This window comes from bacterium (assembly GCA_014360495.1).
Classification (GTDB): domain Bacteria; phylum Armatimonadota; class JACIXR01; order JACIXR01; family JACIXR01; genus JACIXR01.
In genome coordinates this window covers 139,798-162,048 of record JACIXR010000006.1, presented here as the reverse complement: position 1 = coordinate 162,048, position 22,251 = coordinate 139,798, and the positions used below count along the sequence as shown (strand labels likewise).

The window sequence follows — 22,251 nt, the reverse complement described above, 5'->3', positions numbered from 1 at the left end:
TTTGAAAGGAGGACAAGCTTATGTCGGAGAGGAAAGCGAAGATAGCTTTCATCGGCTGCGGAGGACACGCGACATCCTCCCTCTACCCCACAATCCATACTATCCCGATTATAGACCTTGTAGCGGTCTGCGATTTGAAGGAAGAACTGGCGAGGCGAAATGCTCGCTATTTCGGTGCCCTTCGCTGGTATACGGATGTTGACGAGATGCTCTCTAAAGAGGAACTTGATGGCGCGATTATTGTCGGAACACCTCAAATGCATTGCGAAATCGGTAAGAAGTGCCTTGATGCAGGAATACCAATCTTCGTTGAGAAACCCTCAGCCGTCTCCTATGAGGACGCCGTTGACTTAGCCAAGTATGCAGATGAGAAGGGATTATGGGGTGCGGTCGCTTATATGAAACGCTATGCGGTCTGCTATCAGATGGCGAAGGCTATAGCGGAGAGCGAGGAATTCGGAGGTATCCATTTCCTTGAGGCAAGATTCTCAAATGGTCCCTATCCCGCTATTTGGGGAATAGAGGACCCCGCTAAAGCCTTCCTAATAGGGCAAGTGGTTCACATCTTCAACCTCGCCCGCTTCTTCTGTGGCGAGATGCGAGAGCTGTATGCTAAGCTTTATCTCCTGACGCCGAATATGTTCGCTTATGCTATATCCGGTGAATTTGAGAGCGGGGTCCCCTTCGTTATGAATTTAAACGCCCTTGAGGCGAGCGATTGGAAGATAAGCGAGAGGCTCGCTCTCTCGGGAAACGGCTGCTTGCTTGAGGTAACGGATATGCTCCATCTTCGCTACCGTCCGAAAAATCTCCCCTTTAAAGAATTTACCGTCGGCGGAAGAACCCAAACTATTGAATGGAATCCCGAGTGGACGGAATTGTTGGCTACGAAAGCTGAGGGAGCCTTTGGTTATAGGGGTGAGATAGAGGCGTTCGCCCTTGCATGTTTGGGAGAGGGAAAGCCTAAAAGCACCCTTTGGGATGGTGCAAAGGACCTGAAAATTTCCGAGGCGGTTTGGGAAAGCGCCAATTTAAATAAACCAGTGAAATTAAACTTAAAATAGGAGGCGAATGAAATGCTTAAAATCGGAATGGTAGGAGGAGCGAAAGCTTGGCACGCGAGAAGCTTCTCCGAGATGTTCAATGGCTATGATGAGGATTTAGCTCGCAAGCATAATTTCCCCCTTTATAAAACTAAATTGGAGGGAGCAAGGGTAACCCATATTTGGGACCCAGATAGGGAATCAGCTGAACTCATAGCGAAAATCTGCGGAATAGAGAATGTCGTGGAGGATATGGAGGAAATGATTGGTGGAATAGATGGCGTGATAATCGCTGACGATACAACGATGAAGCATCAGAGAAGGGCTATTCCCTTCCTAAAAGCTGGCTTGCCTACATTCGTAGACAAACCCCTTTCACCCTCAATTGAGGAAGCGGAAGAGATTATCAATCTCGCGAGAGAATATAAAGCTCCCTTTATGTCCTGCTCGGCTTTGAGATACGCCAAGGAAGTGGAGGAATTCCTCGCTAAAAAGGAAGAGATAGGTGAGATTTTAACGGGAAATAGCATTTGTAGCGGCGATTTAATCTTCTACGGAATCCACGCGATGGAGCAGTTATATGTGTGCATTGGACAGGGAATAAAGAGCGTTCAGAATGTCGGTGAGGAAGGAAAAGACATAGTGATAATAACGAAAGAAGATGGCAGGAAGTTCGTGCTAACGGTTTATAAGGAGATATCTTATCTATTCCAGATGAATCTATATGGAACGAAGGGTTGGCGAGAGGTAAGGGTTGAGGATAGCGACTATTTCTACTCAAATATGCTGAGGGCATTCCTCAGAATGGTTGAAACGAAGGAACCTCCCTTCCCACCAGAGGAGACGCTGGAGATAATAAAGACGCTCGTCCTCGCGCGCCAATCTGCCCAGAAGAAAGGCGAGATAATCTATCTCTAACTGAATTTACAAAGAAAATAAGCGAAAGAGCGACTGTTTCGCCTCGCCGCCGGGGAAAATTTTCCCATATCACTTCCCCTTCTCTATCAGAAGCACCCAGTCGCCATCGCCTGGCGAAGTGAAATAATGGGCTCTATCCCCTTTGAACATCCCCTCACCTTTAAAAATCCCCTCCCTCGGATTAAACCAGCGATAGCGGAAAAGACCCGAACTTCCCAACTTCAACCGAATCCTTCCTCCATAGGGCAAGTAAACGACATAGCTTTCACCAGCCTCACCTAAAGCGAAAGCCATCCCCTTTACCACCACCTCGTCCATCGGCTTCATTTTCCAAAACTCCACTCCCTTCCCTATCTGAGCTATATATCCCATCTGCTTATAAACCCTTTCCCTAAGAGGATTCAACGCCCCTCCACCTGTTTGCGGTGATAAGGCGCTATCCAGGAAATCAAAATGCCCACCGCTTACGAAAGCAGTCCAAAAAGCCCTCCTTATCACATCCTCCTCCGGTTCCCCTATCCCATCCGTATCCATAATGAGAGGCTGATTGAACTTCTCATAAGCCTTCCTAAAACCATCTTTCAAAGCTTTAAGATTCCAAACCTTTATCCCCGCGCCATCGTGATTAGGCATATCCAATGGCATAACCAAATGCCTTATCCTCCGCCCCTTTTCCTTCTCCTTGATATATCTCCCCATCTCCTCCTCCCACTCCCTGTCATAATAGTTCTCATTCGCTACCTCAAAGAAGATGTTCTCATAAGGCGCGCAAACCTCCAGCAGCTTATCAATGAACCTTCTCTGATAAGCCACTATCTTCTCATCTTTCAAGCTACAGAATTCCAACCCCTTCCCATCGCCGTTCTTATCTGCATTCACCCCATTCACATTATTCGCCCCATTGAAGCAGTGCCTATCCCAGTGCCCCCCTGAGTTCTTTAAACACCAAGCATCAAATATCACCAGCTGAAGATAAATCCCCTCCTTCCTCGCTGACTCCAAAACATCTTTTAGATGTTTGAAGAAAAATTGATTGAATTTATCAAGGTTGAACTTCGGTCTCCCATCCTTAGCCAACCCCGGACCCGTCCGTTCATAGGGGCAGAGCCAATTCTCCTCCTCCCATCCCCACATAACCCAAACACGGGCGAAATTGAGGGAATTATCTTTAAGACGACGGAAGAAGGATTTATAATCAAATGTGGGGTCAGAAAAGATATCCCAAACATAAAGACCGGTTAAAAGAAGGGGCTTTCCCTTTGGGTCAGCGAAATAATGGGGATTTTGGGGAAGAATGGATAAAGCTCCCCTGGGGTAAGAGGGAATAACTGTCAACGAGAGAATAAAAGATATAAACAAGAAGTTTATCCTTTTCATCTTTTCACCTCCAAGCTTTCACAATCCATAACTTTCCCAGTAAGTGAGAGACTCCTTCCTGAGAAGTTTCGCAGCCACTATCCCCGCCGCACCAGCTGCAAGGAAGAATTCCCTATCCTCCTCCAATCCCCTACCCATCGTCTTAACGCTTATCTCATGCTCCCTTAAAAGCGTTAGGGCAGGCTCTCCATCCTCAACAACAACTCTATGCCTCCCAATGATATTTGAACCCGTGAGATAATCCTTCAAGAGAAGCATCTTATCCTTGGGCAAGATGGGAAGAGGGACGATAGCGGAAACCAAAGACAAATCACCGAGGATGGCACGCGAATGATGGGAGAGACCGAAATGCCTCAATCTCTCCTCGGCGAAACTTATCCTCAAACAAGCGATTGGCATCCCGCCCAGAGTATAAGCCGCGTTCAGAGCTATCACCTGGTCTATTCCCGAGAAGCCGAGCCGCGTCCGCGTTCCCACATTGCCCGGTCCCTGAGAAACTATCACGATGTTGGCTCCCGCCACTTTATGGGCAATCGCTAAAGCGGAATATATATTGACCGCCTCATAATCCCCACCGAAGGCTTGCCCACAGGTTATAGTTGCGTCTATGAATCCCTCCTTCTTTAAAGCATAAACCAGGTCGCTCAAGGGAAGTGGGAGGCAAGCGGAATCCGTCATTATGTAGGCGATTTTAGCCTGTGGATGTTTATACCTCGCCCCAGCGGCAACACCCGCTATCTGGCTATGAAGGATGCAACAAACCACAGGAATGTGTCGGAGGCTCTTGAAGGAATCAAACGCCTCCCTCATTGGATTCCCTTCTTCCTCCGTTGATAAAACAGCGAACTGAAGAGGAGTATAGCGAAGCTTCATTATGTGTCCCTTATCCTGATGGGTAAAGGAGGGCTTGCTCAGATTGGCGACGACGAAATGATAACCACCAGTCCCAAGGGCAAGCTCCACAGCCGTCGTGTTCAAAAGAACCCTATCCCCCACTTTAACAGTTCCCATTAAATGGGGAAAATTATACGCTTTCTCCTTTCTTTTCCCTATCTCAACCTCTATCTCTTGAAGATTCTCCCTCTCTTTTATGATTGAGAGAACCTTCCCTCTTTTAAGGAATATCGTCGGCAAAGAGGCTTTATTCCTCCTTCAAACTCAAAGTGTTTCCTTAAACCATTCCACCGTGAGGTTTATGACCTCGTCTTCCCATTCCGGCGAGGAGAAGGTGTGGTCAGCGCCCTTGACGATATGAAGCTTCGCCTTTCCTTCCTTACGCTCTTTCAATCTCTCATAGCATTCCTCCGCTTGGGAGTAGGGGATGAAATCAGCCTCTCCGTGAACGAGAAGAACAGCGCCAGGGAATTTTACTATTTCCTCTATGGGGTCGATTTGAGGGAGTATCTCAAAGAATCTCCTCCCAACCTTATTTCCTCCCATGTTTATGTAGCCGAACTTCTCCAAGGATTCCTTGACATCCGGTGTGAGAATTGCCGAGAGGTCCTGTTTCGGCTTATAAGCCGCGGACCAGAGAACAACCGATTTGAGGAGATTCTTTACCCTACCCGCAAGGCAGGCGGAAACGCAACCTCCCATACTTAGCCCCACGATGCCAACTCTATTGTAGTCCACGAAATCCTGCATAAGAAGGAAATGAAGGGCGGTATATGCGTCGGAGATTTCCTCCTCAATCGTCATATCCTCAAATTTACCTTCGCTTTCTCCCGAGCCTCGGAAGTCAAAACGCAGGACAGAGATACCATTTTCCGCTAATCTCCTCGCCGTTTTCACGAAGAGAAAATGGGCTTCCATCCTCTGACCGGTGAAGCCATGGCACATCACAACAGCAGGAGTCTTCTCTCCCGCGATGTGCAACATACCAACAATGCGCTCATTCTTGTTATAGAAGGAAACGAACTCTTCCCTCATAGTAATGACATTATAAAAATTAGCAGGGATTAACGCAAGGAGTAATGAGGCAACTTTTCTCTCATCGCAAGGAGCGAAGCGACTAAACAATCACCAAAACCCCTTGACCTCAATCCACCTTTATCTTTTAATAAATAAAAGATTTCCCTGAAAGGAGGACTGAAATGAAAAAGAACTTATTCTTCCTTGCCTCATCACTTCTCGTCCTTCCCTCCCTTTCCCAGGGAGAGAAGATAAACCTCTGGATAGACACCGACATAGGAAGCGACATAGATGACGCCTTAGCCATATCCTTCGCTATATGTCGTCCCGAGTTCAACATCGTGGGGATAAGCGTCGTTGACGACCCCAATGAGAAGAGAGTTGCCACTCTCCAATGGCTTCTTCAGAAGTGGGGCAGGGAGGACATACCGATATATAGAGGCTGGGGGAAGCCGATATTATGGGGAGGAGGACCGCGCAGGGGCGATGCAAGCCTGACATATCCGCGTGAGCCGGATGGGAAATACAAGGGAGAAGTGAGGGATAATGCTCCCCAGGGAATCCTTTCCGCAATAAAGAAATACGATGGCAATCTCGTTCTCCTCACGATTGGAGCCATGTCAAACGCTGCCGTAGCCTATCTTTCCGACCCCCAAACATTCAAGAAACTGAAAAAATATGTTGCAATGGCGGGATGTTTTAATAAACCCTATGTGGAATACAATGTTATAAGGGACCCTTATGCTGGGGAAGTGATAATGGAATCGGGGATAAAGCCGGTATTCGTTGGCTTAGATGTTACCATGCGTTGTCCATTAAGCAGGGAGGGGCAAGCGAAGATAAAAGCGAAGCATCCATTTCTTGGCGAGTTAGTGGAGGATTTTCTCCGAAAAGCGGGATGGGCTGACGGAACGCCCATTCTCCATGACCCCCTTGCCTGCGCCATTATCTTGGATGAGAGCTTAGTCAAGAAAGAGGAAAGGAGCTTAGCGGTAGAGCTGGAGGGGGGTTATACGAAGGGGATGATAGTGGGGACGAGCGGGGAGCCCAACGCCGAAGTTTGCGTAGATGTGGATGTAGAGAGATTTCTCAATCTCTTCGTAGAGACATTGAGCAAGTAACAGGGCAATGAGCTGAAGATTTCCAAAGATCGCGAGAAAATTCGTAACACCATTTGGTTTTATTTCAAAAATGTAAACCTCAATTTTGTGATTTTAGAGGATTTTTGATGATATTTAATGATATAAGACAAAAATATAGCTTTAATTAGGTAATTGTCTTTCAACTTGTTGATATTTGCAAATATTAAAGGGATTTTTTAAAAATCAATTTCCAAAGACCTCCTAAGGGAAAATGCGTTATCGGGGATTTTTGGAAAATAGGGAAAAATTGAGTTAGAGAAAAGTAAAGGGAGAGAGGGAAAAAGATTGAAGAAAAGAATTTCTAAAAGAAAATAGTTGCATAATATATATTTGATGATATAATTAATAAAAGAAGATTGAAAATAAATAAAAATAACAGTGTGAAAACTGGGTCTCAATCGAACCATAGTGGAATGGAAATCACTCCTCAAACTGCCCCGAAAGGGGACAGTAAGGAAACTGTCTCAATCGAACCATAGTGGAATGGAAATTGATACGCTCTTCCCTATGTGGACATTGCCTTTTACAACGAGTCTCAATCGAACCATAGTGGAATGGAAATGATTTTCTTTTCCTCTATTCCTTTGCTAAGGTCAAAGTGTCTCAATCGAACCATAGTGGAATGGAAATCATCGTATTCAAAAAGACACTTCATATACCACTTCCCATACTTGTCTCAATCGAACCATAGTGGAATGGAAATAGGTCCATCTCATAATCAAGTTGGTCCTTCTCGTAGCGTCTCAATCGAACCATAGTGGAATGGAAATCTGCACTTATATATGGAATAAATTGCGTCTCGCCCCGCGTCTCAATCGAACCATAGTGGAATGGAAATCTATGACATCCTTGCTGGTCGAGGCTTGGAATGGCTCATACTCCGGTCTCAATCGAACCATAGTGGAATGGAAATGGGGTAGAAAGTCGCTCACCACTGATGTGGTTCCTCGTCTCAATCGAACCATAGTGGAATGGAAATCAACCATCCAATTCCATATAAACTTTTGCAATTGGATTACGGTCTCAATCGAACCATAGTGGAATGGAAATCAGTAGTTGTGTTGGCTAATCAACTCCTCCTGACAAGTCTCAATCGAACCATAGTGGAATGGAAATTCCAAAGCCACACCCATAACAATGAAACTTGTCCCCAGTCTCAATCGAACCATAGTGGAATGGAAATAGGTAGGATGCCCGCAAGCGCCCCCAGTGCGCCCGCTCCGTCTCAATCGAACCATAGTGGAATGGAAATTGAGCCACCTCCGGGTGGTGGATTATCGCAAGCGCAGATTTGGTCTCAATCGAACCATAGTGGAATGGAAATCTGCGATATACATATCCGCCACAATGTGATGGTCAATATGCTCAAAGTCTCAATCGAACCATAGTGGAATGGAAATAGGGAAAAGTCTGAGGGGGGTGGATAGGGAATATTTGCGTCTCAATCGAACCATAGTGGAATGGAAATTTGAAAAGGAAGATGAAATAGACTTGGAAAGGTATGCATTTCCATTGTCTCAATCGAACCATAGTGGAATGGAAATTATATCCCCTTCGCCTGAGCGAGTGCACGTTTGATGTCGGTCTCAATCGAACCATAGTGGAATGGAAATCCTTTACAGTAATCCTTCAGCTTGAAGATTTGGACACCCAGCAAAGTCTCAATCGAACCATAGTGGAATGGAAATCAATGCCACTCAAACCTCCCCTCCGCCTTTGTCCATGTCTCAATCGAACCATAGTGGAATGGAAAACTTTAAGTGGACGAAAAAAAAGAAAAGGGAGGTTTGGTCTCAATCGAACCATAGTGGAATGGAAAAAAAGCAAGTCAGCGTCAAGTCTTTTTTTCCTTTTCCTCGTCTCAATCGAACCATAGTGGAATGGAAAACTCTACACAATTGCCAGTATACCCCCTCAACTTTTCGTCTCAATCGAATCATTGTGGAATGGAAATACCTCGGGTGCGACTTCCTCAGCAGAAATTGTCCGGGTCTCAATCGAACCATAGTGGAATGGAAATTGCTCAATCATCTGTCTCAACATTCTCTTGGCACTTGTGTCTCAATCGAACCATAGTGGAATGGAAATAAACGCAGTTAGAAATCTCCAGCACCAGATACTCGCTCTGTCTCAATCGAACCATAGTGGAATGGAAAATCAATCTCAAATGGTCTTATGGGGATTTCATCTTGTTGGTCTCAATCGAACCATTGTGGAATGGAAATCTGGTATCTGCACGGATGATCGGGTGCCTGACGCCGTGTCTCAATCGAACCATAGTGGAATGGAAATCATCAAGGACAAACTCCACAGCACTGACTGAAACCAGGTCTCAATCGAACCATAGTGGAATGGAAATAATAAACAACCTCTACCAACTTAGGGGTCTCTTCACACTCCCCGTCTCAATCGAACCATTGTGGAATGGAGATTAGTGTGACCTCATTATGGTATAATATATATAGAGGGGAACTCAGTTAAACGATGGTGGAGTGGTCAGTGTTGGCACGAAAATGTTATAATTATTTATTAGAGGGGTATTAATGGGATTGCGGTGGTGTGGAAGTAAGTATCGCCGGGATATGGTATAAATATATAGAGGGGGCTTAATCGAACCATTTTGGAATATGAACCATTCCCTTTTTCCCCTTTCCCCTTATCGCTTTCCGTGTAGTGAAAGAGGAAAAGGCTCTCAAAGCTCACGAAATCCCTGCCCAACCCTCGCTTTTATTTCTTTATTAGCGAACTGTGTTTTCGTAAGATATTGATTAAATTCTTAAAAAATGGTAAAACTTTCAAATATGAGATTGATGGTTGTCTTCTCTACCCCTAGGGAGATTCTCCTCCCTTGGAATTACTTAGATTGGCTCAGAGGTCTCATCTATCGCCTCATCGGCGCTAAAAGCCAAAACTTCGCCTCTTGGCTCCACCAAGAAGGTGTTAGCCTGAAAAATAAACGCTATAAACCCTTCAACTTCTCCCTCCTCTACCCATCAAATAAAAAAGCTATCAAAAAAGGGCTCCTTGTTAAAGGGGAAATCAAATGGTTCATCTCCTCCCCGGTCCAACTCATATGCCAACTCCTTGCCGAACAACTCCTCCACTTCCCCTCCATTAAACTCGGACCACATGAAGTTGAAATCCTCCAAGTCCTCTCCATCTCCAACCCCTCCTTCCCCCAAACCTCCCATTTCTCCACCCTCTCCCCTATCTCCGTCTCCACAGGATTTAAACAAGGTGAGAAATTCCTCAAAAGATACCTCTCCCCAGATGAGGAACTCTTCCCCAAACTCCTTAAAGATAACCTCTTAAACAAAGCAGAAGCCTTTTGGCTCCCTCCAGGTGAGCTTGATATTGAAGTTAAGCCCCCCTTCCGCTCCCGTCTCTTCAAAATCAAGGGAATAGATGTGCGCGGCTGGGATATGGAACTAATCATTAGAGGAGATAACCACCTCATTAATCTCGCCTATGATGTCGGCTTAGGAGAGCACAACGCCTGCGGTTTCGGTATGCTCTCCTTTAAACAAGATTTACCAGGGGGTGAATCCCTTGCAAATCACCATCCCATTTTATAACGACCCCTACCTTGATAACGCCCTCCTTTACTTCCATAAGCTCTTAGATGACCTTCATCAACAATTTCCCGATGCCGTTGATACCCAACTCAACGCTTATGGCTTGGATATCGCTGTCCTTAACAGAGAGCGTTTCATAGAAGTTTTGGAAAATTCAATCAAGCAGATAACAGAAACAAATCTTCAATTCACTCGGGAAGACAAACGAGGTGGAACAAAGGTTCAAAAATGGAAGCATTACCTTCCCTTCCGCCCACAACCTCCTGCCCAATTCCCCCTCACATATAGGGAAGAGGAAAGAAGGGAACTCTTAGAGAAGGCTTTCCCCTCCGAACAACCTCGGGGCAAAAATACCTGTTTTCTCTGCGGGGGATTCCCCGCCCAAGTTGAACTCACGCAGGGGATTTATCCTTTCGTTACTAAAGCAGCCTCCCTCACCACTTCCGTTTATCTCGTTAAGCGAGGCAAAAAGACCTATTATTCCGTTTGCCCCCTCTGCTATCTGATAGCCAGCCTCGGCTGGGCTGACCCTTCCCTCCCTTATAGAAGCAGGGTTGAGATTGCCCCTAAACAAACTGTTTCCTTCCTCTGGCTTCCTTATCCCGCTTCCTCTCCCTACAAGCTCCAAAGCCTTAAAAACCGCCTATCAACCGAGCTCGCCCGTTCTGAAGAGACTTCCAATGTCAAGCTCCCAACCCTTCATTCCCCACCCTCTCGCTTCTCCCTTCTCCTCACTTTCCTTGAGAACTTACTGCAGAAGGTTGCCGAAAGAGAAGTAAAGAGCCTGCAAGAAGTGGCGCTAATCATCCCAGAGGAATGGTGGCTGCTTCGTATCCCGGAAGGAAGTGGAATGAAGAATGTGGACTTTCAAGGTTTTTACATCTCAAAGAAGGTAAAAGATGCCTTGGTTGAGTGCGTTCAATCTGACCTCAAACCCTATAGCGATTTGTTAGGTTTGATTGTGTTGAGGAATGTAGGAGAAGGTAAATTTAATACGGAAAATGGGAAACTCACGAATAACTTGAGGGAAGAACTTTCCCGCAGTTTTCTTCAGGATGATTACACTTCCTTCGCGCGCCGCCTACAGCCCAATCCTCGCTGGATACCCTTCGTTCCCAAAAATCTTGAGACTAATTTATTCAATTTTATAAAAATATGGAGGTGTAATGAAATGCTCACTGAACATGAATTGGAGATTCTGCGGAAAGCAGGGCGAACGATAGCCCTTATAAGCGACCTCCGCAACAAGCCCTCCGTCCTCTATAACTTTTTGGATAGGGTTAGAACCAGCTCCGATTTGCTCAGCTCCTTGAAAGAAATAGGGCATCTACTCGCTGGAATAGACTTCGCTGAAACTAAGGCACAATTTCTTTCCCCCGATTCCCTTAGCGAGCTGGTTAATATGGTGAACAAAAAGGAAACGATATTTCAAGACCTACTAAGCACGCTTGGCATATTCATAAGCGTGGAATATGCCAAAATGAAATTACAAGAAAGGAGGAAGACACAAGATGAGAAATGATTTGAAAGCGGTAAGTTTGGTGTGGCTCTCCAAGACCGGCTTGACCAACCTCAACTCCGGCGAGGGCGGGAGCCAGCTGATTGACATCAAGAGATATCGCTGGCAAGGAAAAGAGTATCCCTATGTCAGCGGTCAGGCGATGCGCTTCTATCTGAAGGAAGCAATTCGCCGAGAAGTCCCTTCTTCCTCCGTTTGCACGCCCAACGATATAGGGGAAACCTGCAGAGATGTAAGAAATTGCATCCTCTGCGACCTCTTCGGCTATATGGGGGTTATAAGAAGAGAAGCAGGCAAGAGAGGAGGAGCGGACATTCGCCTTTCACCCGTCAAAGTATCCCCAGCAATGGGTCTCCTCCCCTATGATGAAAACGCAGTTGTTGATTTCCTCACCCGCAGGCATAGACTGCAAGAAGGTCAACTTGAGGGGGACATCGTTAATGTTGAACTTGCCGTCAACATCTATAAGGCAGGCGTCTGCGTTGATTTGCTCAGGCTGGGTAGAATAGAGGAACTGAAAAGAGGAGAAGACGACATAAATAGAATTGAATTCAAGGAAGTCGTCCCAGAGGAGGAAAGGAAACAACGCCTAAGCCTCTTGCTTTCAGCAATCGCGGATTTCTCCGATTATTCAAAGCAGGCTCGCCTCCTCACCGACTTCACTCCCGATATCCTACTTGCCGCCGCTCAAAACAACTACTCCCATCGCCTGCAGAAAGCACTCTCCCTTGAGAATGACTGCAAACTAAACCTCACTGTGCTCCAGCAGATAATCAGAGAAGTCAAGAAGGAAAGTCTGAAGATTTTCGCCGGTCTTCTTGACGGTGTAATAACCAACGGAGACGAGGTAAAAGAGCTCCTTAAAGAAGAAGGCGTTGAGCTACTGGATACACCAAGGGAAGCTTTGGAAAGCCTGAAGAATTTCATTCTCTAGGATGCTGGGCGCTAAGGTAGAGCTAACCCTTCCCTATTTCGCCTGCTTCCGCCATCCAAAATCCACATCCCTCGTCCTCACCCACCCAATTCCTCCTTTCACCACCATCATAGGAATGCTGGGTAACGCCAAGGGAATCTACCTGACGGAGTATCCCCAATTCGCCGAGGAAGCGGAAAAGCTCCTCCTGATGAACATAAGACCACTGGAATTGGACAAATGCCAAAGAGAGTTGGCTAAGCTCCTCAAATTGAAAAAAGAGGAAAGGAGAGCGGGAAGGATAACCTCCTTCCCCTCCTCCCCTATGTATCGCTACTTCCTCGTCCGCCCCTCTTATATGCTCTACATAGCGAGCGAAAAAGAAGACTTCCTTCGGGATTTGCTCTCCTCCCTCCGCAATCCATTCCGCCCCCTCTACCTTGGTCAATCCGACGATATGGTTATCGTGGATGTGGTATGGGAGGGAGAAGTGAAAAAGGGGGAAGGAAGAGAAGTTTGGGGCTTGATTTTTGGCATATATGAGGGATGCGAATATATAGCCTACCCTTTGACCTATGTGGAGAAAGAAAAACCTCCCATCTTCTCCCTTCCCCAACGCTTCCCTTTCACCCTCAACTTCCCTTTGGAGCTCTATTTCTTCAATAACGAAGGCGTCCCCCTATACAATAGAGTAGCCATCCAATCCCGATAAATGTATCCTAAAGAACTTCTCGGCAAAAGGAGAGAGGATGGCTCCTCTCAATCCCTTGAGGAGCACACAAATGCCTGTTTGAGCATTTTGGAAGAGCTCCTAAATCGTCCCACATTCGCCAGCTTTTGCCACCGCTGGAAAATTGATGTTGAGTTAGCCAAGGACAACCTGCGTTGGGCAGTGCGTCTCCACGATGTCGGTAAGGCGAGTGAACAGTTTCAGCGGGCGATAAAAGAAAACAAACAATCACCTGTATCCCATCGTCTCATCGCCCTCCCCATAGCGTATGATAAGTTGAAAAAGGCTAACCTAAAAGATGTTTTCGGAGGCGATGAACCCCTACTCATCCTTTGCCTCATTCTCGCCCATCATTCTTGCCTTCATTCCGATGTCTTCTCCTCCGAGCCGGATATTAAAATAGTAATCCACCCCTCTCTATCTGTTCCCTCTTTTTGTCTTGGAGAAGCCAAGAAGATGGTCCTTGCCCTACAGGAGATGATAAATAAAAAATGCAAGGAAGAGGGAGAGGTGAAGATAAAAAGCGTTTTCACCTATTTTCTTTCCCTCCTCAAGTTGAGCGATTGGCTTGCAAGCAAGGCTTTTTCCCTTGGAGAGGAGGTAAAGGCGCCATCCTTTAAGCCCCCTTCCATTGAGGAAATCTTAAGAGGAAGAAGAGCTTATCCATTCCAAGAGAAATTATCTGCCTCCAAAGAGAAATACATCGTTTTGCGTGCTCCCTGCGGGAGAGGCAAAACGGAAGCTGCCCTCCTCTGGTTTCGCAACCTTTGGGAAAACGGAACGGTTGAGCGACTCATCTTCGCTATGCCTACTCAAGTTACATCAAATGCTATGCGGGAAAGGTTGGGAGAGCTCTTCGGCGATGAAGCTGTAGCCCTCTATCACGGAAGAAGCCTATTGGAGCAGGCTGAACTGCAAAAACTCAAGCTTGGAACAGAACAAGAGGTCCTAAATGAAGAGCTCCTTCCATTTTTGAGGGAAGAAAATCTTTGGGGTGAGGTTATGGGGAAGCCAGTAGTCGTGACCACCGTGGACCATATACTCTTCTCCTTTGTTCACGGATTTCCTCAATCCGATTTCGCCTTCGGAAACCTTCAAACATCAGCGATAGTATTTGATGAAATCCATGCTTACGACTATTTGATGCTCGCCAATTTAAGGGAATCTTTCCGCCTTCTTAGGAAAATGCAAATACCACATCTCATAATGAGCGCCACCCTTCCTGAATTCCTCCTCAAAGAATTGGACCTGAAGGATTATCCGTTAATTGAGGATGAGGAAGGAAACGAAATCGTTCGCTTCACATTGAAAAAGAAGAACGATTTTTTGATTGACGAGGAAGGCAATCTCAACGACAGTGTCTTGGAGGAGATAAAAAAGAGGACGGAAAGTGGAGAAAAGCAATTTCTCATATTTAACACGGTCAGAAGGGCTCAAAGTGCCTATCGTCAATTGAGAAATGAGGATTTACCCTGCCTTCTCATCCATTCTCGCTTCACCTATGCCCACAGGAGAAGGAAGGAACGAGAGATAATAAAAAGATTAAAGAGCGATGAGCCCTTCGTGTTGGTAGCTACTCAAGTGATAGAGGTGAGTTTAGATATCTCATCCCAAGCGATGTTCACAGAATTAGCTCCAATAGATGGCGTTGTTCAAAGGGCTGGAAGATTGAATAGAAGGGGGGACAAGGGAGATTACTATCTCTATGTTTTTCGCCCTCCAGATTTCAATCCTTATAAAGAAAGGAAAAATATTATGGAGAGGAGTTGGGAGCTGTTGGAGGAGAAAGCTTTCTCTCAGGGGGAGCTTATTGAAATAACATCAATGGCATACGAAGATGAAAAATTGAATATTCGCTCTCCACTTCCCGAGCTGTTTCGCGAGACGGTGGTATTTGGGCACAGTCCTGAGGAGATCAGATTCAATGAAGAGGAAGGAAGGGCTTTCAAAACCCGAGATATACATTGTCCCACTATTGATGTTGTTCCCTGGGATGTCATCGCGCAATGTAAAGGGGAATTAGACATAAGCTTTGTTCTCCGGCATCTCGTCCCCGTTCCCATTTGGTGGATAGCTTATAGCGAGAAGGAAGGGAAAGGATTGTTCAACAAATTAGAAGTGAGGGGGAAGATTTTTCTCGTTTGCGGGCTGCCTTATAATGAGGAAATAGGATTCGCGGAGGAAGAACTGAAAGAGTTTGAAAGAAGGGAGGGAATATTGATAGATTGAAAGGATTAACACAAGAGGAATTAGAGGAACTGAGGATAGGTGGGTTGATGGTAAATTATTTATTGATATGCCCTCGTAAACTATGGCTATACAGCAAGGGGATAAGGATGGAACATACCTTAACTCACCTAAGGGAAAATGCGTTATCGGAGATTTTTGGAAAATAGGGAGAAATTGAGTTAGAGAAAAGTAAAGGGAGAGAGGGAAAAAGATTGAAGAAAAGAATTTGTAAAAGAAAATAGTTGCATAATATATATTTGATGATATAATTAATAAAAGAAGATTGAAAATAAATAAAAATAACAGTGTGAAAACTGGGTCTCAATCGAACCATAGTGGAATGGAAATCGTAGCCTCATCGCCAACGTCATACCCAACTGTATAGTCTCAATCGAACCATAGTGGAATGGAAATTTATAATCAAAAATTCTAAAATTGGCAATTTACAAAAGTCTCAATCGAACCATAGTGGAATGGAAATAGCCCCCCGGATGGCTGTTCGGAGTCGCATCCACGGTCTCAATCGAACCATAGTGGAATGGAAATTCTACCATTGCCCCAAATACTAAAATAAATCCAATTAAGTTTAAGTCTCAATCGAACCATAGTGGAATGGAAATGAGCTCACCAGAATGACGAAATTATGTGAAAGAAACGGTCTCAATCGAACCATAGTGGAATGGAAATTTTGTCTGCGAATAACTGAATCAGCTTCGCAAACGGCTTGTCTCAATCGAACCATAGTGGAATGGAAATGTCTTATACCACTCGGGGACGGCAGACGGCTCTGTGTGTCTCAATCGAACCATAGTGGAATGGAAATTTATCCCAAAATATTATTTCCACAACCTGGGGAGGGTCTCAATCGAACCATAGTGGAATGGAAATTATCGTCTTGCTACCAAGTCAAGTTGGTACTCCAGGGTCTCAATCGAACCATAGTGGAATGGAAATAGGGGTATAGGAAATACCACCCCATTCTCCGCTTTGTCCAGTCTCAATCGAACCATAGTGGAATGGAAATTCCACCGTGGTGCCTGAACCGATGGTAGCAATGAAGAGTCTCAATCGAACCATAGTGGAATGGAAATCCGATTGCTTTGTAAATTCTCACCCCATCCACCCTTACCCTTTGCCCGTCTCAATCGAACCATAGTGGAATGGAAATCTCACGAGCGAGAAGTATCAAAGCGGATATCCAGCCGTCTCAATCGAACCATAGTGGAGTGGTAAGCTCTTTTGAACAATTTTGGAGAGTAAAGTTTTAAAAAAGTTGCACTACTTTTTGTGTTTTTGGTATAATCTAAAAAATATCTATGGAGGTGAATGTGTGAATAGTTTATCGCCTGAGGAGGAAAGACTTGCCCTCACCCTCGCCTCCCTATTACATGACATCGGTAAGTTAGTCCAAAGAGCTAACGATGAACCATCTGCTAAAAAACACGAAGAGTGGGGCGCTGATTGGCTCTCCGCCACCAACTTCCACCCAAGTCTCTTACCCCCTAATCTTAAAAATTATGTTGAAAGACTTATCTATAACCACCACTCCTCCTCCCCCTACCCAGCCCTGGAGAAAACCCTCTCCCTCCTCCGCCAAGCCGACCAACTGAGCGCCCAAGAACGCCTAGAAAAAGAGGACATCTCCGCTGGTGAACAAGGAAAATGGGAAAGGAAAACTCCACTCCGCTCCATCCTCTCGGAAATCCACCTCCAAGACAAACAATCTCCCAACCCCTCCTACTGGTCTGTCCAACCCCTCACACCTTCTTTCCTCTACCCTAAAACAAACAAAGAAGCAGCTTCCGCTGAAACATCTCAATATAAGCTAATCCTCAATAAACTCAATTCAAGAATCCCCACCATCACCTCCATCCCCTCTCTCCTATCCCTCTTAGAGGAACTCCTAACCTTCATCCCCTCAGAAACGATAATTGTATTGTCCCAGGACGAAATCAACCCAGAAAATGAGCCCGATATCTCCCTCTACGACCACCTTAAACTCACCTGCGCCCTCGCCCTCTCCCTCTACGACTCCCAAGATAATGGCTTCCTCTACCTAAGAGGCGATTTATCCGGCGTCCAAAAGTTCATCTATACAATCACATCAAAAGGAGCTCTCAAAAGCCTCAGGGCTCGCTCCCTCTACATTGAGCTCCTCTCCCACCACATCGCCGCCCTGCTCTTGGAACAGTTCAACCTTCCCCCATCTAACCTCATCTTCTGCGGAGGCGCTCAATTTGAAATCCTCCTCCCCAATAAACCCGATGCGGAAAATCTCCTCTCAAAGCTTAGGAATTCCCTCAACAAATGGCTGTGGGACATGTTCGCTGGAAGGCTCTATTTAGCCCTCCAATGGGTTCCCCTCTCCCCTCAGGACTTGAATAGCCAACCTTTGCTCCAAAAAAGAAAGGAGCTCTTCTCGCGCTTGGAAATGGATAAAAACCGTAAATTCTTCAATTTGAAAGAGGAGCTCTTTAAGCCCATTGAGGTCAATAAAGGTAAATGTGAGGCTTGCGAGGGCACCTTTTACGAATGCGATGTGTGTAAAGCTCCATCCGAGATATACAAGGAAATAGAGGAAGGAGTCCATCTCTGTCCCCTCTGCTATACCCTCTTCCAACTTGGCGGCGCTATCCCTAAAATAAAAGAACCCTGCTTCGTCGCCCATCCTCAGGGCGATATCCCTTTACCCGATGCCCGCTATAAGTTGATTGATAGAAGAGAGTTGAATTCCTATCTTTCTCGAGCCGATAGGATATTCTTGATAAACGCCAAGCCGGACAATTTGCCCTTCCACCCCCATACCTATTTCCTTACCCTCGCGCGTTACGCCAGTAAGGACGAGAATGGCGATGTTAGGGATTTTGATGGATTCGCTCAGGCAGGCATTGGTGCCTCAAGGATTGGCGTACTCAGGTTAGATGTTGACCATTTGGGAATGATTTTCGGCGCTGGAATTCCAGAGAATCGCTATTCCTTCTCCCGAGTTGCCACGCTTTCCCGCTTTCTCACCATTTTCTTTAAATCATATATTGACGATATATTAAAGGGAAAGGAAGTAGCGGTTGTTTATTCTGGCGGGGATGATGCGTTCATAGTTGGAGCTTGGAACGATGTTTTAGAGAGCGCATTTGAAATTCAAGAAAAGTTCTCCTCTTTCACTCAAAACCCCTCATTCACAATTTCCGCAGGCTATCTCGTTTGCGACCCCAAGGAGCCACTTTATCAAATTGCGAAGATGAGCGGGGATATGGAGGAATCGGCGAAGGATTCGGGAAGAAATAGGTTCTCATTCTTCCAGAAAAGAGAGAATGAGCCCCTTTGGGAGGATTGCTTTAAGATAAAGGGATGGAAGGAGGAATTTCTCAGAGACTTCGCTGAATTAAAAGATGGTCATTATGAGCTCGTGCTTCCCCGCTCCTTCCTATATAGGCTTTTGGAAATTAGCAGGAGCTGGGAAAAGGAAAAGAGCATATATCCCTATATTTATCTCGTCTATATAGTTGGAAGGATAAGGGAGAGCTTTAAGAAAAACGATTTGGAAGATAAATGGCATAAATTCACTGTCTCCACTTTGTTGGAGGCGGAAAACATGCCCTTCTTCCCTTATTTAGTTTATTGGATAGACTTATTGATAAGAGAAAAAGGAGGTGCAAGTTAAATGAATTCTGAGAGAAGGGAAGAAGCCCAGCAAAAAGACCATAGAGTTTATAAGAGCTGTAAGGAATTCCTCCATCGTCTTCCAAGTTTGAAGGAAGCCCAAAACAAGGAGTTGCTGGACCATGTTAACAAAATAGGCGAGGTTTTAGCGAAAAAAGTGAGGATGTCCCAGCTGAGAAGGGTTTTGGATGCCTTTGAAAAGATTAGGTCAGCAGTCAGGACTCGTAAGGGGAGTATAGATATAAGTCAGGAAGTTCAGCTATTGAAGATTCACCTTGCATATGCAGCAGGGAGGCAGAATAAACTCAAGCCTCTTCATGAAGTGCTAAGTAGGGCGATTGACAAGGTTCAGGATTTGGATGATTTTAAAAAGCTCTCTCAATTCATTGAGGGGCTTGTTGCTTACCATAAGTTTCATGGAGGTGAAGAGTAGCTATGCAGGGAGAGCGTCCGATTCTCGGCAAGGTTGTCATTGAAGGTAAGATGAAATGTTTAACCGGGCTTCACATAGGGGCGAGGAGGGAGGCTATGAAAATAGGCGGGGTAGATTTGCCAGTTGTGCGCGACCCCATCAGTGAATTCCCCTATGTCCCGGGAAGCTCCCTCAAGGGAAAGATGCGTTCCCTCTTGGAGAGGAAAATGAAGAAGCCAATAAATAGAAATATTGGACCTAATGATGAACCAGTGATGATACACGCCTGCTCAGATAAGAACTGCGAGATATGTCGTCTCTTCGGCTCCACTCCCATGAAGGATGAAGGAGAAAATATCCCCTCACGCCTCGCCGTGCGAGACCTTTTCCTCACAGATGAGAGCAAGGAGAAATTGGAGGAAATAGAAACGGGGCTTCGCTTTACCGAATGGAAATTTGAGAACGCCATTGATAGGATAACTTCCGCCGCCAATCCTCGCCAAATTGAGAGGGTTCCCGCCGGCTCCTTCTTCAAGCTTGAAATCATCTATACCATTGAGAAAAAGGAAGACTTGAAGGAGGATTTGAAAAATCTCTTCACCGCTATGCGCCTCTTGGAGGACGATTATCTCGGTGGACACGGCTCCCGTGGCTATGGAAAAGTCAAATTTAAGCTCTCAACGATTGAATGTCGCAAGGGAGATTGGTATGCCACGGGGAATGAGGAGTTCAAAAAGCAATGGCAAGTGGAAGATATAGATGGAGCGCTTTCTAAGCTTCAGGAGATAGCCGATTTTATAGCCAGTTCTGATAATGAAAGAATATCTCGTTAAGCTCAAGCCGATTTCCCCCTTCCATATAGGCGAGCCAGGGATAGGATTGGAGGCAACCCAATCCTATGTTCCTGCCGACCTGTTGTTCTCCGCCTTCTGCAACGCATATGGCGCCCTCTTCGGTAAGGACCAGCTTGAATCCCTCTTAAATTCTTTCCTCTCCTCCCCACCGTTCCTCATCTCCTCCGCTTTCCCATTTAACAAAGACATCCTCTTCTTCCCACCTCCCCTCACCACGCCAAGAATCCAAGAAAAGTTCAGAAAAGAGTTGAAGAAACGCAAATTCATCCCCTTGCAAACATTTACACAATGGATAAAAGGGGAAGAAATCTCCTACCCATTTGAGAAATTTGAGCCAGAGGTTGAGGTTCTGCCGAGCGTGGTGCTGGATAGGTTAAACATGAGCTCGCAGATTTACCATCGCTCCGCCCTTTTCTTCCCAGAGGGAAGCGGGCTCTTCTTCCTCCTTCGCCTCCACGCTGAGGAGATGCTGGAGAAATTCAAGGGCGCCCTTCAGCTCTTGGGAGATATGGGAATTGGCGGGGAGCGTTCCCTTGGCTATGGCTACTTCAAAGTGGAAATTGAGGAGAAAAGCCTATTCCCACCTCCCGATTCATCCGCCATCCTCACCCTCAGCCCCGTTGTTCCCGCACCGAGCGAGGAAATAGACCTCGCTAATTGTAGATATAATCTATCCCTGCGGGGCGGATGGACATCTTCAATATTTGAGAGAAGGCAGGGAAGGAGGAAAAGGATTTGGATGTTGAGCGAGGGCTCGGTTTTCTACAAGCCAATTAGAGGGCAATTGGTTGATTTGACGCCGAACGGATTTTCTCACAAAGTCTACCGCTATGCATTTGCTTTCCCCGTGGGGGTGATAATGAGATGATCAGGGTGCATAAATTTAAATTATTGCCTTTGTCGCCAATCCATATCGGCGGGAGGTTTCAGGCGCTCTTCCCCTTTGATTATATAATTCACGATGGGAAATTGTTCGTCATTAGGGAGGGGGAGTTGGGTAAGTTCTTGCAGGAAAAGGGGCTTTTGCCTGATTTCCTAAAAGGATTTGAACAGCCTGGCTTTTCCCTAACAAATTATCTTTCCCACAAAGGGCTTCTTTCTCCTCCCCTTATAGAGAGGATTGCCCTATATTCCTGTGAGCTCGTCTGTCATCTTCCGGCGGGGAGGCAGATGCGTCCCTTCACGAGGGATGCCTATCAGAGACCGTTTATACCGGGAACAGCTATAAAGGGAGCAATGAGAACCTCGTTGTGGTATGATGCTGTGGTGAGAAACAGTGATTTGTTGTGGAAGGTGCGGTCAGCATTAAAGGAGGAAAGGAAAAAAGCAAAAGAGATGGATAACGAATTGGATAAGGATATATTTGAAGATTATCGCTTGGAGAACAAGCAGAGGTCACCCAATACGGATATTTTAAGGGTAATAAAAGTGAGCGATGCGGAACCTTGGGAAAGGGATTCTCTATGTGTGGGAGAAGAGGAGACGCTCGCGAGGGGGAAGCCTCGCCCTAAGATATCTACTTACCTTGAATTCGTGAGAAAGATGCAGGCGACGAAGCTTAATATCTCATTTGATGAATCGCTTTTTGAGCTATTCAAAAGGGCGGGAAATCCTTTGTTCAATAGCTTTGAGGATTTCCTCTCAAAGGTTGACGCCTTCTATCGCAAGGTTGCGGAGGCGGAATTGCAAGAGGGAGAGAAAGTTTCAAAGGGTTTCTATGAATGGCTTTTGAAGGATACGAAGGGAAAGGGTTATTTATTGAGGATAGGATGGGGTGGAGGCTTGCCCTCCACGACGATATGGTTGGCTCTCCCAGAAGATTTAAGGGAAGATATAAGGCAACATTTCTTCAAAAGGAGCCATAGGGAAAGGTTTCCTATGACGAGAAGGTTCTTGAAGAGAAAAGAAAAAGAAAGATATACTTATACTCCGTTCGGCTGGGTGCTTTTGCAGGAAGTGAGATAGACA

17 protein-coding genes and 2 CRISPR repeat arrays are annotated in these 22,251 nt (G+C 45.7%); of the genes, 14 read left to right on the top strand and 3 right to left on the bottom strand.

Going from position 1 to position 22,251, the window contains the following annotated elements; genetic code table 11:
- Positions 1 to 20 precede the first annotated feature (20 nt).
- Positions 21 to 1,064, top strand: coding sequence for a Gfo/Idh/MocA family oxidoreductase (locus H5T88_06740; protein ID MBC7330041.1), 1,044 nt, complete (start codon positions 21 to 23; stop codon positions 1,062 to 1,064).
- 12 nt (positions 1,065 to 1,076) lie between these two features.
- Positions 1,077 to 1,961 carry a Gfo/Idh/MocA family oxidoreductase gene (locus H5T88_06735; GenBank protein MBC7330040.1) on the top strand — a complete coding sequence of 295 codons (885 nt, stop codon included), beginning with the start codon at positions 1,077 to 1,079 and terminating at the stop codon, positions 1,959 to 1,961.
- 69 nt (positions 1,962 to 2,030) lie between these two features.
- On the opposite strand, the gene H5T88_06730 is transcribed toward H5T88_06735, so the two are convergent.
- Genes H5T88_06730 through H5T88_06720 form a run of 3 tightly spaced genes read right to left on the bottom strand, consistent with a single transcriptional unit; the run spans position 2,031 to position 5,267 of the window.
- Positions 2,031 to 3,338, bottom strand: a complete 1,308-nt coding sequence (locus tag H5T88_06730; protein ID MBC7330039.1) for a hypothetical protein — start codon at positions 3,336 to 3,338, stop codon at positions 2,031 to 2,033.
- Positions 3,339 to 3,356: 18 nt separating this feature from the next.
- The gene (locus H5T88_06725) at positions 3,357 to 4,463 is read right to left on the bottom strand and encodes a DUF3866 family protein (protein ID MBC7330038.1); all 1,107 of its coding nucleotides are present in this window, start codon (positions 4,461 to 4,463) and stop codon (positions 3,357 to 3,359) included.
- A 33-nt stretch (positions 4,464 to 4,496) separates the two neighbouring features.
- Positions 4,497 to 5,267, bottom strand: a complete 771-nt coding sequence (locus H5T88_06720; protein MBC7330037.1) for an alpha/beta fold hydrolase — start codon at positions 5,265 to 5,267, stop codon at positions 4,497 to 4,499.
- Positions 5,268 to 5,431: 164 nt separating this feature from the next.
- On the opposite strand from H5T88_06720, the gene H5T88_06715 reads away from it, so the two are divergent.
- From H5T88_06715 to csm5, 12 genes are all read left to right on the top strand, one after another.
- Complete coding sequence (locus H5T88_06715; protein MBC7330036.1) at positions 5,432 to 6,370, top strand: nucleoside hydrolase; 939 nt, start codon at positions 5,432 to 5,434, stop codon at positions 6,368 to 6,370.
- Between the two features lie 412 nt (positions 6,371 to 6,782).
- A CRISPR array of direct repeats spans positions 6,783 to 8,823; the repeat unit is 29 nt; unit sequence GTCTCAATCGAACCATAGTGGAATGGAAA.
- 369 nt (positions 8,824 to 9,192) lie between these two features.
- Entirely contained in the window at positions 9,193 to 9,966 is a 774-nt protein-coding gene (gene cas6, locus H5T88_06710; GenBank protein ID MBC7330035.1) for a CRISPR-associated endoribonuclease Cas6, read from the top strand.
- A complete protein-coding gene (locus H5T88_06705) occupies positions 9,941 to 11,488 on the top strand; it encodes a hypothetical protein (protein MBC7330034.1) in 1,548 nt (515 codons plus the stop codon). Before cas6 ends, H5T88_06705 begins: the two co-directional genes overlap by 26 nt.
- 1 nt (position 11,489) lies before the next feature.
- Complete coding sequence (cas7i, locus tag H5T88_06700; protein ID MBC7330033.1) at positions 11,490 to 12,419, top strand: type I-B CRISPR-associated protein Cas7/Cst2/DevR; 930 nt, start codon at positions 11,490 to 11,492, stop codon at positions 12,417 to 12,419.
- A 1-nt stretch (position 12,420) separates the two neighbouring features.
- Complete coding sequence (gene cas5 / locus H5T88_06695; protein ID MBC7330032.1) at positions 12,421 to 13,110, top strand: CRISPR-associated protein Cas5; 690 nt, start codon at positions 12,421 to 12,423, stop codon at positions 13,108 to 13,110.
- Positions 13,111 to 15,357 (top strand): CRISPR-associated helicase Cas3', encoded by a 2,247-nt coding sequence (gene cas3, locus H5T88_06690; protein MBC7330031.1) that lies wholly within the window; start codon positions 13,111 to 13,113, stop codon positions 15,355 to 15,357.
- A gap of 47 nt (positions 15,358 to 15,404) precedes the next feature.
- Positions 15,405 to 15,524 carry a Dna2/Cas4 domain-containing protein gene (locus H5T88_06685; GenBank protein MBC7330030.1) on the top strand — a complete coding sequence of 40 codons (120 nt, stop codon included), beginning with the start codon at positions 15,405 to 15,407 and terminating at the stop codon, positions 15,522 to 15,524.
- Between the two features lie 151 nt (positions 15,525 to 15,675).
- Positions 15,676 to 16,591: a CRISPR direct-repeat array (repeat unit 30 nt; unit sequence GTCTCAATCGAACCATAGTGGAATGGAAAT).
- A 96-nt stretch (positions 16,592 to 16,687) separates the two neighbouring features.
- Entirely contained in the window at positions 16,688 to 19,018 is a 2,331-nt protein-coding gene (gene cas10 / locus H5T88_06680) for a type III-A CRISPR-associated protein Cas10/Csm1 (GenBank protein ID MBC7330029.1), read from the top strand.
- Positions 19,019 to 19,450 (top strand): type III-A CRISPR-associated protein Csm2, encoded by a 432-nt coding sequence (csm2, locus tag H5T88_06675; GenBank protein MBC7330028.1) that lies wholly within the window; start codon positions 19,019 to 19,021, stop codon positions 19,448 to 19,450. It abuts the gene before it with no gap.
- Positions 19,451 to 19,452: 2 nt separating this feature from the next.
- A complete protein-coding gene (gene csm3, locus H5T88_06670; protein ID MBC7330027.1) occupies positions 19,453 to 20,262 on the top strand; it encodes a type III-A CRISPR-associated RAMP protein Csm3 in 810 nt (269 codons plus the stop codon).
- Positions 20,243 to 21,151 carry a type III-A CRISPR-associated RAMP protein Csm4 gene (csm4, locus tag H5T88_06665; GenBank protein MBC7330026.1) on the top strand — a complete coding sequence of 303 codons (909 nt, stop codon included), beginning with the start codon at positions 20,243 to 20,245 and terminating at the stop codon, positions 21,149 to 21,151. Before csm3 ends, csm4 begins: the two co-directional genes overlap by 20 nt.
- 29 nt (positions 21,152 to 21,180) lie before the next feature.
- Positions 21,181 to 22,248, top strand: a complete 1,068-nt coding sequence (gene csm5, locus H5T88_06660; GenBank protein ID MBC7330025.1) for a type III-A CRISPR-associated RAMP protein Csm5 — start codon at positions 21,181 to 21,183, stop codon at positions 22,246 to 22,248.
- The last annotated feature ends 3 nt before the right edge of the window (positions 22,249 to 22,251 follow it).

Bases quoted from the DNA above. Each gene is read 5' to 3' on its own strand.
- csm4 (MBC7330026.1), top strand. From the start codon at position 20,243: ATGAAAGAATATCTCGTTAAGCTCAAGCCGATTTCCCCCTTCCATATA.
- csm3 (MBC7330027.1), top strand. From the start codon at position 19,453: ATGCAGGGAGAGCGTCCGATTCTCGGCAAGGTTGTCATTGAAGGTAAG.
- cas6 (MBC7330035.1), top strand. From the start codon at position 9,193: ATGAGATTGATGGTTGTCTTCTCTACCCCTAGGGAGATTCTCCTCCCT.
- H5T88_06715 (MBC7330036.1), top strand. From the start codon at position 5,432: ATGAAAAAGAACTTATTCTTCCTTGCCTCATCACTTCTCGTCCTTCCC.
- cas3 (MBC7330031.1), top strand. From the start codon at position 13,111: ATGTATCCTAAAGAACTTCTCGGCAAAAGGAGAGAGGATGGCTCCTCT.
- csm2 (MBC7330028.1), top strand. From the start codon at position 19,019: ATGAATTCTGAGAGAAGGGAAGAAGCCCAGCAAAAAGACCATAGAGTT.
- H5T88_06720 (MBC7330037.1), bottom strand. From the start codon at position 5,267: ATGAGGGAAGAGTTCGTTTCCTTCTATAACAAGAATGAGCGCATTGTT.
- H5T88_06740 (MBC7330041.1), top strand. From the start codon at position 21: ATGTCGGAGAGGAAAGCGAAGATAGCTTTCATCGGCTGCGGAGGACAC.
- H5T88_06685 (MBC7330030.1), top strand. From the start codon at position 15,405: ATGGTAAATTATTTATTGATATGCCCTCGTAAACTATGGCTATACAGC.
- H5T88_06730 (MBC7330039.1), bottom strand. From the start codon at position 3,338: ATGAAAAGGATAAACTTCTTGTTTATATCTTTTATTCTCTCGTTGACA.
- cas5 (MBC7330032.1), top strand. From the start codon at position 12,421: ATGCTGGGCGCTAAGGTAGAGCTAACCCTTCCCTATTTCGCCTGCTTC.
- H5T88_06735 (MBC7330040.1), top strand. From the start codon at position 1,077: ATGCTTAAAATCGGAATGGTAGGAGGAGCGAAAGCTTGGCACGCGAGA.